The sequence below is a fragment of the Dehalococcoidales bacterium genome, from assembly GCA_028716225.1.
Classification (GTDB): Bacteria; Chloroflexota; Dehalococcoidia; order Dehalococcoidales; family UBA5760; genus UBA5760.
Window position 1 is genome coordinate 1 of the sequence record JAQUQE010000007.1, and the last position, 14,278, is coordinate 14,278.

Consider the following 14,278-nt stretch of genomic DNA (forward strand, 5'->3'; position numbering starts at 1 on the left):
ATAGGTACCCCGTACTTTACCGAGGAGCTCCAGATCAAGCGGTGGCCCTGCCCCTCCTGCATCATGGGATGTCACCGAAGGATTACCAACCCGAAGTACTTTCCTGCTGATACAGGCGGTCCGGAGTTTGAGACGCTGGGGATGATCGGCTCAAATCTTTTGATTGATGATCTGGGGGCGATAGTCAGGGCCAATGAGATGGCTAATCGCTATACGATAGACACCATTGATCTCGGCGGCGTGCTGGGCTGGGCTTTTGAGTGCTACGAGCACGGTTTGATAACCAAAGAAGATACCGACGGTATAGCACTGGAGTGGGGGAGCGGTGATGCTCTGATCAAGATGACGGAGAAGATAGTCAGGAGAGAAGGTATCGGCAACCTGCTCGCTGATGGACTAAGGGCCTGTGTCGAACACATACCGGGAACTCAACTCTACGCTCTGGAGTCCTTGGGACAGACCGTTGGGGCGCATGACCCGAGGGCTTTCTGGGGGCAGACTATAACTACCATTGCCTCGACGAGAGGTGGCTGTCATTTGCACGGTTTTGGTGAGGCGTTTGACCTGGGTGCTCTGCTCCCCGAGATAGGTATTACCGAAGGGACCGACAGGTTTGATGTTGCCAAGAAGGGCTATGCCGGTGCTATCTATCAGGATATCCAGCAATTCTGGAACAGCCTGACCTGGTGCTTCTTCTATTTCTTCTCCGGAGTGACATTAGCTGATCAGGTTAATATGCTTAATGCCATAACCGGATGGGATGTAACCCCTGCCGAGGCTCAGAAGATGGGTGAGCGTATCGTGTGTATGCAGCAGGTTTTTAACCTGAATATGGGCATGGTGCCGGAGAAGGAGAACGTATTGCAGGAGCGCTTTACCAAACCCCATAAAGAGGGTGGTGCTGCCGGCAAGGTATTGCCTTGGCAGGCGATTCTGCAAGAGTACTGGGAGACGAAAGACTGGACCAAAGGCGTCCCTAGTAAGGCAAAATTGGCTGAGCTGGGTCTTGATAAACTTGAGGGTAAAAAGGCGCTCAGTGCTGAGGTAGCTCGGGACTATAAGAAGGACTAGATATTCCACTCTAGCCATTCGGAATTAATCGAGGGCAGGCTGTCAAAGATCGCCTGATAATAGAAGAATAAGAGGGAGTCGCCATAGGCAGGCCGTTATTTCTGTAGCGGTGCTGACCTTTGGGGACTCCCTCATCGTATTTATCCGGTTATTCTGTAGGATAATCCGGCAATTCGTGCTACAATATGGGGCGGTTTAGTTTTATGATACGAGGAGATAGAGAAGGCATGTCAGGTGATGGCGGGATAGAGAGACTTATACGCCCCGGTTTAGTTGCTTTTGGCGGCTATAGCGCCCGAAAGTCATCGGAGAATCTGGTGGGGGAGCTTGAGGTTCCGTTAGAGAGCGTTATCAAGCTGGATGCTAATGAAAACCCCTATGGCTGTTCGCCGCGAGTCAACCGGGCACTTGCCTCCTACCGTGAGATAAATACCTATGCCGATGCCGGACAGCAGGAACTGAGCAGATTGATTGAGGGTTATACCAGAATCAGCGCCGGGCACATCGTATCCGGTAATGGCAGCTGTGAGTTGATCGACCTTCTTTTCCGCCTCTTTGTTGAACCGGGGGATGAGGTGATAGTTACCGCCCCTGCCTTCATTATGTATCGTTTCAGTGCCGGAATCTGCGGCGGCAGACTGGTCGAAGTACCCAGGGACAAGGGCTTTGGTATCAATGTTGCGGCGATAAAGGCAGCAATAGGCAAAAGGACCAGAATGATAATTATCGATAATCCTAATAACCCTACCGGGAACCTGGCTGCCGAGAAGGATATCCTTGAGATAGCTGCTACCGGGCTGCCGTTAGTAGTGGATGAAGCCTATTTCGAGTTTGCCGGAGAAACCGTGGCGCCGCTGATGGGCAGATATCACAACCTGATGGTGCTGCGAACATTCAGTAAGTGGGCCGGGCTTGCCGGCCTCAGGATTGGTTACGGCCTTTTCCCTCCTATAGTTGCCGATTACCTGATGAAGATCAAGCTCCCTTATAATGTGAATGTGGCGGCAATCGTCGCTGTTCGTGAGTCGCTGAAGGACCTGGATTACTTGATGGATAACGTGAGGGCGATAATCGCCGAAAGGGAGAGGCTTTTTAATGAACTGAAAAAGTTTAAGTTCTTAGAGCCCTTTCCCTCGCGGGCTAACTTCATCCTTTGCTCGGTCCTGGGTGCCATGGCCGGTGAGCTCTGTGATAAACTTCAGAGGAGAGGCATCCAGGTTCGCTACTTCAATACGCCGGTACTAAAGAATTACATCCGTATCAGCGTGGGTAAACCGGAGCATACCGATATTCTGATCAGGGCACTCCAGAAAATAGGGGAGGAGACAAATGGCTAACCGAAATTATGTTGTAAAAAGGGATACCAAGGAGACCGACATCAGCCTGTCGCTTAATATTGATGGTAGCGGCAAATGGGATATGAATAGCGGCATCAGGATGCTGGATCATCTGCTGGCTCAGTTATCTCAGCACGGCTTATTTGACATAAAGCTTTCAGCGACCGGTGTTGATCAGCATCACGTAGTAGAGGACGTCGCTATTACCCTGGGTAAGGCTTTTGCTCAGGCACTGGGTGAGAGGCGGGGTATTGTCAGGATGGCCGATGCGGCCGTACCGATGGATGATGCCCTGGCAGAGGTGGTTGTAGACCTGAGTGGTCGGGGATATACGGTATTGGATTTGCCTTTTAGCGATAATGATATGTTCGGTTTTCCCACCGACCTGGTCCGTCACTTCCTGGAGACCTTTGCTGTTGAAGCCAGGATCAATCTCCACGCCAGGTTTCTCTACGGTGTTAACGATCACCATAAAGCGGAAGCCTTGTTCAAGGCCCTGGGTAGAGCCCTGGATAAGGCTACCAGAATCGATGAGCGAATCAGGGGTAAACTACCCAGTACCAAGGAATTCCTTGAAGGTTAATACGTCGGGTTGAGTTCTATGCCAGCTTCTTACCGGTCAACCTTTCGTAGGCATGCCGGTATCTTGTGGTAGTAGCTTCAATGACCTCCGGCGGGAGCATGGGAGCCGGAGGTTCTTTATTCCACCCTGACCCGGCGAGCCAGTCCCGTACCGGCTGTTTATCGTAGCTTGGTTGGGATTGCCCCACCTGGTAGAGCCCGGCATCCCAGAACCGGCTCGAGTCCGGGGTTAAAAGTTCGTCAACTAGAATCAGCCGGTCGCCATCCAGCCCGAATTCCATCTTGGTATCGGCGATAATAATGTCTCTGGCGTAATCCCTTGCGTAGTTATAGATGGCCATACTTTTTTCCTTGAGCTCACGGGCCATCTTTTCCCCTACCATTTCTTTCAGCTCATAGGTACTGAGCGGCAGGTCGTGCCCTGTCTCTGCCTTGGTTGTCGGTGTGAATAATGGTTCGGGTAGCTCCTGGCTTTCCTTCAGCCCTGTCGGTAGCGGTTCGCCGTTAATTGTACCCTGTTTTTGATACTCTACCCAGGCCGATCCGGAGATGTAGCCGCGAACAACGCATTCAACCGGAATAACCTTAACTTTCTTAGCGATCATAGACCTTGCCTCAAGGTAAGAGGGATAAGCAAAACGGTCTGTCGCCGGCAGGTATTTGTCCAGGCATCTTACGTCATCAACTACTTCTATCAGGTGGTTGGCTATTATACTTTCTGTATTCCGGAACCAGAAGGCGGAGAGTCTGTTGAGCACCATACCTTTATCGGGGATGCCACAGGGTAGTACTACATCGAAGGCGGAGATGCGGTCGGTGGTTACGATTAGCAGCCGGTTGCCCAGGTCATAGGTATCACGTACCTTGCCTCGGGAAAATGTTGGCAGGGGCAGTTCGCTTTTCAGTAAAACAGGGCAAGCGCTCATATTGACCTCGGCACCATGTTCTTGTCTTCCGTTGCCGTCGCTTTTTCTTTCCACTGTGCTGAGGTCAGGCCGATTTTCTTGAAGATGTCGTCGATGTAGCGCAAATAGTACTGCTCGTTAAAAAGCGGTTCAAGCTCTTCCGGAGCCAGGATAGCGGTAATATCGGCATCGGCCTTAAGCAGCTTCAAAAAATCCCTGTTCTTCTCCCAGGTCTTCATAGCATTTCGCTGTACCAGTTCGTATGCTTTTTGACGGGATAGCCCCTTGTCGATAAGGGTCAGCATTACCCGTTGCGAGAAGACCAGTCCCTTGGTAAGTTCGATATTTCTCTTCATCTTCTGGGGGTAGACCAGTAGTCCTCTCATTACCGATGCAAAAAGACTGAGACAGTAGTCCAGGACGAGGCAGGCGTCGGGAAGAATGATACGCTCTGTTGAAGAGTGGCTGATATCCCGTTCGTGCCATAATGCGATGTTCTCCATTGAGGTCAGGGCGTAGCCCCTTAGCAGTCGAGCTAGGCCGCAGATTCGCTCGCAGAGCTCGGGGTTACGCTTGTGTGGCATGGCTGAAGACCCGGTCTGACCGGCTGCAAAGGGTTCCTCTACTTCCCTGACTTCGGTCTTTTGTAACGCCCTGATTTCGGTGGCGAATTTCTCTAATGAACTGGCGATTATTGCCAGGGTAGTGGTGAACTGAGCGTGACGGTCGCGCTGTATAATCTGATTCGATACCGGTGCCGGTGAAAGCCCCAGTCTGGCGCAGGTCTTCTCTTCAAGTTCAGGGAGCAGGGTGGCGTAGGTGCCGACTGCCCCCGAGATTTTGCCGACGGTGATAGCCCTCTTGGCGGCGGCAAGCCTCTGGCGGTGGCGCTTCATTTCCTCGACCCAAAGAGCCAGCTTCAGACCGAAGGAGAGCGGTTCGGCATGGATACCGTGTGTGCGGCCGATCATAGCCGTGTATTTATGCTTTATCGCCTGTTGCGCCAGTACCGAAATCAGTTCTTTGATATCCTGATTCAGTATCTCTGTCGCCTCGATAAGCTGTAGGCTGAGGGCAGTATCAATTACATCCGAGGAGGTAAGACCGAGATGAATAAAGCGTGATTCTTTACCCAGGCTTGTAGCTACGGAGCTGAGAAAGGCGGTAACGTCGTGGTGAGTTTCTTTGAGAATTTCCTCCATACGTTTAAGATTAACACGGGCCAGCTTTATCTTGGGTACCGCCTCTCTGGGGATAACACCCAGTTCCGCCCATGATTCGCAGACGGCAATCTCTACCTCAAGCCATTTGTTGAATTTGTTCTCGTCTGACCAGACGCTCTTCATTTGTGGTCGGGAATATCGTTCAATCATTTGTTGTCTCCCTGTAAATCACTCCTGTATTTCTCGTAGGAGTTTCTTATCTCATCATGCTTCAGGCCCAGAATTTCGGCTGCCAGATAAGCCGCGTTCTTAGCTCCGGCACTACCGATTGCCACGCAGGCTACCGGTACTCCAGCCGGCATCTGGACTATGGAATAGAGGGCATCAAGCCCATTTAGTTCACTACCAGCTAGCGGTACGCCGATGACCGGTATAGTCGTCCAGCTGGCGATGACTCCGGGGAGGTGGGCGGCGCCGCCGGCGGCGGCGATGATGACCTCAATACCCCTGCCCCGGGCATCCAATCCGAAACTGCGTACCTTTTCCGGGTTGCGGTGGGCTGACATTACGATTAGCTCATAGTCGATGCCCAGTTTACCGAGTGCCTCCAGCGTCGATCGCATCGATTCGGTATCTGATTTACTGCCCATAACTACAGCTACTAACGGCATATATTAATCTCACCTCCTCCAGCCCCTCTCCTCTTTTCGAGAAGAAGGAAAGAAGTTATTTGTAAGTGGACAGAGTTTTCATCGGGCCCTTTTCTCATACCAGGGCGATGTCTTTGCGGTAATGACAGCCCTCGAAGTTAATTCGTGATATGTTGTGATAGACCTTTTCTCTGGCCTCAGTGATATTCTTGCCGGTAGCGGCTACGGTAAGCACCCGTCCCCCGTAGCTCAATACCTGTCCTTTTGTTGTGCCTACCCTGGTACCGGCGTGAAATACCATAATGTCTTTGTCCAGGCTATCCAGTCCGCTGATCGGGAATTCCGTCCGGTAGCTTCCGGGATAACCTCCTGATGTCATTACCACGCCGACACAGGCATTCCCGCTCCATTCTATATCTATCTGGTCAAGATTGCCACTGATTATTGCCAGCATGATATCTAACAGGTCCGTTTTTAAGAGGGGGAGAACTACCTGTGTCTCCGGATCGCCAAAGCGCGCATTGAACTCTATCACCTTTGGCCCGTCCCCGGTGATCATCAATCCTCCGTAGAGAACTCCCTTATAAGGCCTTTTCTCGGCGGCCAGTGCTTTTACCGAAGGCCTGAGGATGGTCTCGGCTACTTCTTGGTCCAGCTTGGGGCTGGTGAAGTATGGTGGGCTGTAGCTACCCATACCGCCGGTATTCGGGCCCCGGTTCCCATCAAATACCGGTTTGTAATCGCATGCCGAGACAAGCGGGATTACGGTGCTGCCATCGGTAAAGGCAAAAGAGCTCATCTCTTTTCCAGTCAGGCATTCTTCAATAACCACCCTGTTCCCGGCGGCACCGAAGATTTTGGCTTCCATAATCTGGTATAGAGCATCGATGGCTTCCTGGATTGAGCGGGCGACGGTTACCCCCTTGCCGGCAGCCAGGCCGTCCGCCTTGACGACAACGGGGGGTGTCTGCTGCTCGATGTACCTTTTCGCTCTACCGTATTCGGAGAAGCTGACCCCACTGGCACAGGGAATACCATACTTCTCCATTAGCTGCTTGGCAAACACCTTACTCGACTCTATTTCGGCGGCTGCTTTTCCGGGACCGAAGATAGGTATGCCGATGCTCTGGAAGTGATCGACGATGCCGCTGGCAAGTGAAGCCTCCGGACCGACCACGGCAAGCTCGACTCCCTTTTCCTGTGCCGCTTTAGCTAATTCCTCTATATCAGTGGGCTTAATGTCCAGGTTATGGGCAATTTGGGCCGTACCGGCATTACCCGGGGCGGCATAAATCTCCTTGACCTTGCGACTACCGGCCAGCTTCCAGACCAGGGTATGTTCCCTGGCCCCGCTACCAACAACCAGTACCTTCAGCGTTTTCCTCTCCTCCTCTATGTAATCTGGTACTCTACCTGTACTGCTATCTCGCCCTGGGGCGTGCTCGATTTAATACTAATTACATGGAAGCCATTCTCCGGCGCGATGAAGATGAAGTGTCCTTCTGCAGCAGCAACTACCTTGCCCTTCTCCAGACGTCCCAGTCCAGTGTCCTTTATGTTCCCGGCTTGACCGGTGCTGGTCTGGTATCCTAGAACTTCCTCGGCCGGTGTGGTAACTCGGAGCATTACTGCGGCCCCCTCGGCATAGAAGGATAGATACAGTTCTTGTCCACGCTTAAGGTACAGGGAGAAGCTGTGAGAGTCGTACTCGTCGGTGTTGCCAGGAGTGGTGTCGGTTGACAGTTGAAAGTTTATTGTTTCGTGGGGAGACTGCTCCGGTACCGGGGTCTGAGCACGCATTAGTACCGGCGCATAGACTCCAAGTACAACTGAGATTGCTCCCAGTATAATTCCCAGGATAATGATCGGTTTTTTGTACATCCTTGACTCCCCTCCTCTTTAGTTATCCTTACCCCTCCGTTACTCCCACTCTATAGTCGATGGTGGTTTGGAGGTTATGTCATAGACGACCCGGTTTACGCCGGTTACCTCGTTGACGATACGGTTAGAAATCTTGGCCAGCAGTTCGTAGGGCAGCCGTGCCCAATCGGCAGTCATCGCATCGTCACTGGTTACGGCACGGACGGCAACCAGGTAGCCATAGGTTCTGAAGTCCCCCATTACCCCAACACTTTTGACGTCGGTAAGTACGGCAAAACTCTGCCATAGCTGGCGGTATAGTTTTGCCTGCTTGATCTCTTCCATTACAATCCAGTCGGCACTACGAAGTATTTCCAGCTTCTCTCTGGTTACCTCACCAATGATACGGATGGCCAGACCGGGACCGGGGAACGGCTGTCGCCATATCATCTCCTCGGGGAGACCCAGCCCCAGGCCTACCTGCCGTACTTCATCCTTGAATAGGTAGCGCAGGGGTTCAACCAGGTTGAGCGTCATCTTGGCGGGTAGTCCGCCGACATTATGATGGGTTTTTATTTTTGCTGAAGCTTTACTTCCAGAAGAGGCGCTCTCGATGACATCCGGGTAAAGGGTACCCTGGGCCAGAAAATCGACCTTGCTTATTTTAGCGGCTTCTTCCTCGAAGACCTTGATGAATTCCTCCCCGATAACCTTGCGTTTCTGCTCGGGGTCGATTATACCCTGCAGACGGTTGAGGAATCTTTCACTGGCATCAACATGAATGGTATTCATCCCCAGGTTACGGCGGAAGACTTTTAGGGTTCTTTCTGCCTCTTGGCGGCGTAGCAGTCCGTTATTAACAAAGATGCAGGTAAGCTGGTTTCCAATAGCCTGGTGAATGAGGGTAGCTACTACCGATGAATCAACTCCTCCGGAAAGGGCATTGATGACCTTACCGCCGCCGACCTGCTCTTTAATCCTGTCCAGGCTGTCCCTGATGAAGCTGCCCATAGTCCAGTTCCCCTGGCAGCCACATATCCGGTAGGCAAAATTCTTCAGGATGGTCTTACCATTTGGTGTATGAGCTACCTCAGGGTGAAACTGGAGGCCAAATATTCTCTTATCATTACCCATTACGGCAAATGGCGAGCCTTCAGTATAGGCCAGGGTACTGAATCCAGGTGGCATTTCTTCAATCTGATCGCCGTGGCTCATCCATACCGGAGCGGGGGTGGGTAAATCAGCAAGCAGGAGCGAGTCTACATCGGCAACATGAAGGACGGCATGGCCGTATTCGTGCCTTTTCCCCTGGGTGACCTTGCCACCTAGCTGGTGGGTGATCGCCTGCATTCCGTAGCATATCCCCAGCACCGGCAGGTTGCTTTCGTAGATATAGGCTGGCGCCAGAGGCGCCTCCGGTGTGTAAACGCTGGCCGGTCCGCCGGAGAGGATGAATCCCTTTGGGTTTAACGGGGCTATCTTTTCCCAGGGGGTGTCATATGATACCAGTTCACAATATACCTGACATTCTCGTATCCGCCGTGCGATGAGCAGGCTATACTGAGAGCCGAAGTCGATGACAACGATAGTCTCGCGCTCGGTGACGGGAATAGCTTCTTTTGCCGCCGCCGGCTGTTCACCACCCATCTCTTTGGCAATCTCCAAATAGGTGGATACTTCAATATCGCCACTGGTGGCCACGCGGTGGCTGCTTGGTGTCTCTTGTGATTTGTCTTCGGTCATTATATCTCAAAGATTATCATTATGGTATACTGGCGTCAAGAGTGAAGCGAAATTTCCGCTAGGTGGTATTGCGGTGTTAACCGGACTCCCTGCGAGTGTTGCAAACCAGGTCCGTGAGGGTGTGGCCGTCCTCAGGGGTGGGGGTATCGTTGCTTTCCCTACTGATACCGTCTATGGTCTGGGGGTCTGTCCTTATCTTCACCGGGCGGTGGAACGGGTCTATGCGGTAAAGGAACGGCCGTTGGAGATGGCACTGCCCCTGCTTTTGTCCAGTACGCTACAGATAAGCGAAGTTGCCGAATCGGTGCCGCCGATTGCCCGGTTGCTGGTGGAGAAGTTCATGCCCGGTCCTTTAACTCTGGTCTTATATAAGTCCGTGGTTGTTCCGGGCATTGTTACCGCCGGGGGTATTACCGTAGCTGTTCGTGTTCCAGCCCACCCTGTACCCGTTGCCCTTGCTCTGGGGTTGGGGGCGCCTATTTCGGGCACCAGCGCTAATCTGAGCGGTAAGCCGAGTGCTCTGACGGCTGATGAAGTGCATGCTCAATTCGGTAACAAAATCGATCTGGTTATTGATGGCGGCCGGTGTCCGGGTGGCCGGGAGTCTACCATAGTTGATGTCACCGGAGAGATACCGGTGGTTTTACGAAAGGGAGCGATAGATTTTGGCGAACTGAAGAAGGTGTGTGCTAGTATTATTTTAGGAGGGAGGGTCGATTAGTGCGTATTGCTATTGGGTGTGACCACAGGGGATTGGATATCAAGCAATTTGTGATCAGCCTGGTTAGTGACTCGGGGCACAGTGTCGAGGACTTTGGCTGTTATACTACCGATCCGGTGGACTATCCCGATATCGCCAGAAAGGTAGCTCTGGCGGTAGCCGGAGGTGATTGCGCTCAGGGTATCCTGATATGTAATACCGGTATCGGCATGAGCATCGCCGCTAATAAGTTTAAGGGTATAAGGGCGGCTCTATGTTGTAGCGTCTTTGATGCCTGCCGTGCTCGTCAGCATAACGATGCTAATATCCTTTGTCTGAGTGCCGAACGGGATAGAGAGTCAATATCCGAAATAGTTAATACCTATCTTACCAGTGAATTTCAAGGTGGCCGGCATCTGCTAAGGGTGAACAAGATAATAGCTATGGAGGGTTGACCAGATACGAATTAGCTTGACAATGGGCAGGTGCTATGCTATGTTTTTTTAAACGGGGTAAAGCTATTATTTCAGATTATTGGTCCGTCCGGATAGGGGCGGTTTTTGATTATTAATGGGGGAAGGAGTTAGTCTGGCTTGTGAAGAGTGACGTGGTTAAAAAGGGTGTAGAGAGGGCTCCACACCGGTCTCTATTGTATGCCTTGGGTTGTACGACTGATGATATGGATCGGCCTTTCGTCGGAATTGTGAATAGCTTTAGTGAGATTGTGCCGGGTCATATACACCTGCGCCAGATTGCTGAAGCGGCTAAATCGGGGGTGTACAGTGCCGGGGGTGTTCCCTTTGAGATGAATACCATTGCTGTATGTGACGGTATCGCTATGAACCACACCGGTATGAAATATAGTTTGCCCAGCCGGGAGCTGATTGCTGACTCGGTAGAGACAGTGGCTGAAGCCCATGGTTTCGATGCACTGGTCTTTATTACCAATTGTGACAAGATTGTTCCCGGGATGCTTATGGCGGCGGTCCGGTTGAACCTGCCGTCCATCTTTGTCAGTGGTGGTCCGATGCTGGCCGGACGCCTCTGTGGGGAGGATGGGGTTAAGCATGTTGATGTTAATTCTATCTTTGAGGCGGTCGGCAGGGTGGTTAAGGGTGGCATGGGTAAAGAGGAGCTGGAACAGCTTGAGGCGGTTGCTTGCCCCGGCTGCGGTAGTTGTTCCGGTATGTTTACCGCTAACACGATGAATTGTGCTACCGAGGCTATGGGAATGGGTCTGGTCGGTAATGGCACCATTCCAGCCATTGACGCCAGACGGGTGAGGCTGGCGAAACAGGCCGGGCGACAGGTCATGCGACTTCTGGCTGAAGATGTTAGGCCGCGCGATATTATCAACAGGGATTCTATTCATAATGCCTTTGCAGTTGATATGGCATTAGGCGGCAGTACCAATTCGGTGCTGCACCTCATCGCCGTAGCCCATGAGGCAGGTGTTGATTTCACCCTGCCCATGGTTAACCGGATAAGTGAGTGTACTCCACATCTGGTAAAGATGAGGCCGGCCGGTGATTTTCACCTGGAGGATTTGGATGCGGCAGGCGGCGTCCCGGCAGTGATGAAAGAGATTAAAGGGGTGCTGAATCTGGAAGCAAGGACGGTATCGGGTAAATCGGTGGCTGAGATTGTTGCCGACAGCCGCTTTGTGGATAGAAAGGTGGTTCGTTCTGTAGACAGCGCCCACTCGGCTAGCGGCGGTATTTGTATCCTCTTCGGTAACCTGGCGCCGGAGGGTGCAGTGGTGAAGAGGGGGGCGGTAGCCCCTGAGATGATGGTCCATCGTGGTCCGGCCAGGGTGTTTGATTCCGAGGAGGAAGCTACCAAAGCTATTCTGGACGGTAAAATAGAGTCGGGTGATGTGGTGGTCATTCGCTATGAGGGTCCTAAAGGCGGACCGGGAATGAGAGAGATGCTCACTCCTACCTCCATCCTGAGTGGCATGGGGATGGATAATGAGGTAGCTTTGATAACCGACGGGCGTTTTTCTGGAGCGACCCGTGGCGCTGCTATCGGGCATGTCTCTCCCGAGGCGGCCAGTCGGGGGCCTATCGCTGCTCTGAAGGATGGTGACATGATAAGTATCAATATCCCCGACTATAAACTTGAGGTTGAACTTGATGATAGCGAAATATCCCGGCGTTTGGCCGGTCTGGCTGAATTTGAACCCAGGGTGAAGGCTGGTTATCTCAAGCGGTATGCGGAGAGGGTCTCTTCCGCCAGTAGCGGAGCGGTATTTAGCCAGTAGGAGCGATGATGATGAAAATGACAGGCGCCCAGATTGTATGTGAGAGTATGTTGAAGGAGGGAGTGGAGGTTATCTTCGGTTTACCGGGGGGAGTTGTGATACCGCTTTATGATACCCTGCCTCAGTATCCCCAACTCCACCATGTTCTGGTGCGTCACGAGCAGGGGGCGGCTCATGCCGCTGATGGCTACGCCAGGGCCAGCGGCAAGGTAGGCGTATGTTTTGCTACCTCCGGTCCGGGGGCCACCAACCTGGTAACCGGCATTGCCAATGCCTATCTGGACTCGGTGCCGATGGTGGCGATAACCGGGCAGGTAGTCCGATCTTGTATCGGCAGGGATGCTTTCCAGGAAGTGGATACCACCGGTATTACTCTACCTATTACCAAGCATAACTATCTTGCGCTTGATGTCGGTTCACTGGCCAGAATACTCAAGGAATCCTTTCACCTTGCCCGGACGGGGCGGCCGGGGCCAGTGCTGATTGATATCCCTAAGGATGTATTTACCGACCAGGCGGAATACTGCTATCCGGATGAGGTGAAATTACCCGGTTATAATCCGACCCTTGAAGGACACCCGGCCCAGATTAAGAAAGCCGCCAAAATTATCAATGAGGCAGAGCGGCCGCTGGTCATCGCGGGCAGGGGAGTGGTTATCTCGGGTGCTTATGCTGAACTTAAGGATATGGTGGAGACGGCGCAGTTACCGGTGGTTACCACGCTGTTGGGCATCGGTTGTTTTCCGGAGAGCCATATGCTGAGCTTCGGGATGCTGGGGATGCATGGTATGGCCTATGCTAATATGGCGGTTGACGGGGCGGATGTGATAGTGGCGGTAGGAATGAGGTTTGATGACAGGGCGACGGCCAGGGTGAGTGCGTTTGCACCGCATGCTAAGGTGGTGCATATCGATATTGATCCTGCTGAGATTGGCAAGAACGTCCGGGTGGATGTCCCGATAGTAGGTGATGTCCGGCTTGTGCTGAAGGAGTTGAACAAGCTGGTTGACTCTGCGGATCATTCCGATTGGATCGATCAGATTGATGAGTGGCGGCGGGAACGTCCGATAGAGATCCCCTGGGGTGGTGGAAGTCTGTTGCCGCAGTATGTAATGAGCAAGATATTTGAGGTAACCGGTGGTGAGGCGATAGTGGTAACCGGGGTAGGGCAGCATCAGATGTGGGCGGCGCAGCATTATTGTTATGACAGGCCGAACAGTCTGATATCGTCTGGTGGATTGGGCACGATGGGGTTTGGGCTACCGGGGGCGATAGGGGCGAAGATAGGCTGTCCGGACAGGACGGTCTGGTGTGTAGATGGTGATGGTAGTTTTCAGATGACGATACAGGAGCTAGCCACGATGATGCAGGAGGGGTTGGCGGTGAAGATAGCGATAATCAATAATGGTTATCTGGGGATGGTGAGGCAGTGGCAGCAGCTCTTTTATGACAAGAGGTATGTAGCGACGCCGCTTTCCGGTCCTGATTTTGTCAAGTTGGCGGAGGCGTACGGGATACCGGCGGTGAGGGTGAAGAGGAGGGAAGAGGTAGTGCCGGCGGTTGAGCAAGCGATGGAGGAAGAGGGGGCGTTTCTGATAGATTTTGTGGTAGAGCCGGAGGAGAATGTGTATCCGATGGTACCGCCCGGGGCGGCGCTGGCCGAGATTATGGATAGACCGAAGGATAGAGAGGTAGCGGGATGCCGGTGACGAAGCATACGCTGGTGGCTCTGGTGGAGGACAAGCCGGGGGTACTCAACCGGATGGCAAGCGTGTTCCGGAGGCGTGGCTTCAATATCGAGAGTATCAATGTCCTTGAGACCATCAATACTGAAAGTGATGAGTTGCCCCATCTGTCCCGTGTGGCCATTGTAGTTGGTGGGTCGACTGCCATGCTGGAACAGCTGAGAAAGCATCTGGAAAATATCGTGGATGTTGTCAAGGTAACCGATATTACTACCAAGGGCATATATTGACAGTTCTGTAATTGAAGCGGTTGACTGGT

The 14,278-nt window shown here is 52.6% G+C and carries 14 protein-coding genes; 8 read left to right on the forward strand and 6 right to left on the reverse strand.

Features of this window, described 5'->3' with window-relative positions; all coding sequences use genetic code 11:
- From PHI12_05665 to hisB, 3 genes are all read left to right on the forward strand, one after another.
- On the forward strand, positions 1-1,071 hold a 1,071-nt coding region (locus PHI12_05665), incomplete at its 5' end, for an aldehyde ferredoxin oxidoreductase C-terminal domain-containing protein (GenBank protein ID MDD5510275.1).
- A 227-nt stretch (positions 1,072-1,298) separates the two neighbouring features.
- Positions 1,299-2,408, forward strand: coding sequence for a histidinol-phosphate transaminase (gene hisC / locus PHI12_05670; GenBank protein MDD5510276.1), 1,110 nt, complete (start codon positions 1,299-1,301; stop codon positions 2,406-2,408).
- Entirely contained in the window at positions 2,401-2,991 is a 591-nt protein-coding gene (hisB, locus tag PHI12_05675; protein MDD5510277.1) for an imidazoleglycerol-phosphate dehydratase HisB, read from the forward strand. Before hisC ends, hisB begins: the two co-directional genes overlap by 8 nt.
- A gap of 16 nt (positions 2,992-3,007) precedes the next feature.
- On the opposite strand, the gene PHI12_05680 is transcribed toward hisB, so the two are convergent.
- The 6 genes from PHI12_05680 to guaA form a co-directional block, all read right to left on the reverse strand.
- Positions 3,008-3,916: a phosphoribosylaminoimidazolesuccinocarboxamide synthase gene (locus tag PHI12_05680; protein ID MDD5510278.1), complete on the reverse strand. Its 909-nt coding sequence runs from the start codon at positions 3,914-3,916 to the stop codon at positions 3,008-3,010.
- Positions 3,913-5,268 carry an adenylosuccinate lyase gene (gene purB, locus PHI12_05685; protein MDD5510279.1) on the reverse strand — a complete coding sequence of 452 codons (1,356 nt, stop codon included), beginning with the start codon at positions 5,266-5,268 and terminating at the stop codon, positions 3,913-3,915. The genes PHI12_05680 and purB overlap by 4 nt, the downstream gene beginning before the upstream one ends.
- A complete protein-coding gene (gene purE, locus PHI12_05690; protein ID MDD5510280.1) occupies positions 5,265-5,729 on the reverse strand; it encodes a 5-(carboxyamino)imidazole ribonucleotide mutase in 465 nt (154 codons plus the stop codon). The genes purB and purE overlap by 4 nt, the downstream gene beginning before the upstream one ends.
- A gap of 94 nt (positions 5,730-5,823) precedes the next feature.
- A complete protein-coding gene (gene purD / locus PHI12_05695; GenBank protein ID MDD5510281.1) occupies positions 5,824-7,083 on the reverse strand; it encodes a phosphoribosylamine--glycine ligase in 1,260 nt (419 codons plus the stop codon).
- Positions 7,084-7,100: 17 nt separating this feature from the next.
- Positions 7,101-7,589, reverse strand: a complete 489-nt coding sequence (locus PHI12_05700; protein MDD5510282.1) for a hypothetical protein — start codon at positions 7,587-7,589, stop codon at positions 7,101-7,103.
- Between the two features lie 39 nt (positions 7,590-7,628).
- The gene (gene guaA, locus PHI12_05705; protein ID MDD5510283.1) at positions 7,629-9,215 is read right to left on the reverse strand and encodes a glutamine-hydrolyzing GMP synthase; all 1,587 of its coding nucleotides are present in this window, start codon (positions 9,213-9,215) and stop codon (positions 7,629-7,631) included.
- Positions 9,216-9,384: 169 nt separating this feature from the next.
- Here guaA and PHI12_05710 point away from each other — a divergent pair, with 169 nt between their 5' ends.
- From PHI12_05710 to ilvN, 5 genes are all read left to right on the forward strand, one after another.
- Positions 9,385-10,032 carry an L-threonylcarbamoyladenylate synthase gene (locus PHI12_05710; GenBank protein MDD5510284.1) on the forward strand — a complete coding sequence of 216 codons (648 nt, stop codon included), beginning with the start codon at positions 9,385-9,387 and terminating at the stop codon, positions 10,030-10,032.
- The gene (rpiB, locus tag PHI12_05715) at positions 10,032-10,466 is read left to right on the forward strand and encodes a ribose 5-phosphate isomerase B (GenBank protein ID MDD5510285.1); all 435 of its coding nucleotides are present in this window, start codon (positions 10,032-10,034) and stop codon (positions 10,464-10,466) included. Before PHI12_05710 ends, rpiB begins: the two co-directional genes overlap by 1 nt.
- A 140-nt stretch (positions 10,467-10,606) precedes the next feature.
- Positions 10,607-12,274 carry a dihydroxy-acid dehydratase gene (gene ilvD / locus PHI12_05720; GenBank protein ID MDD5510286.1) on the forward strand — a complete coding sequence of 556 codons (1,668 nt, stop codon included), beginning with the start codon at positions 10,607-10,609 and terminating at the stop codon, positions 12,272-12,274.
- Between the two features lie 8 nt (positions 12,275-12,282).
- Positions 12,283-13,983 carry a biosynthetic-type acetolactate synthase large subunit gene (gene ilvB / locus PHI12_05725; protein ID MDD5510287.1) on the forward strand — a complete coding sequence of 567 codons (1,701 nt, stop codon included), beginning with the start codon at positions 12,283-12,285 and terminating at the stop codon, positions 13,981-13,983.
- A complete protein-coding gene (gene ilvN / locus PHI12_05730; GenBank protein ID MDD5510288.1) occupies positions 13,980-14,249 on the forward strand; it encodes an acetolactate synthase small subunit in 270 nt (89 codons plus the stop codon). Before ilvB ends, ilvN begins: the two co-directional genes overlap by 4 nt.
- The last annotated feature ends 29 nt before the right edge of the window (positions 14,250-14,278 follow it).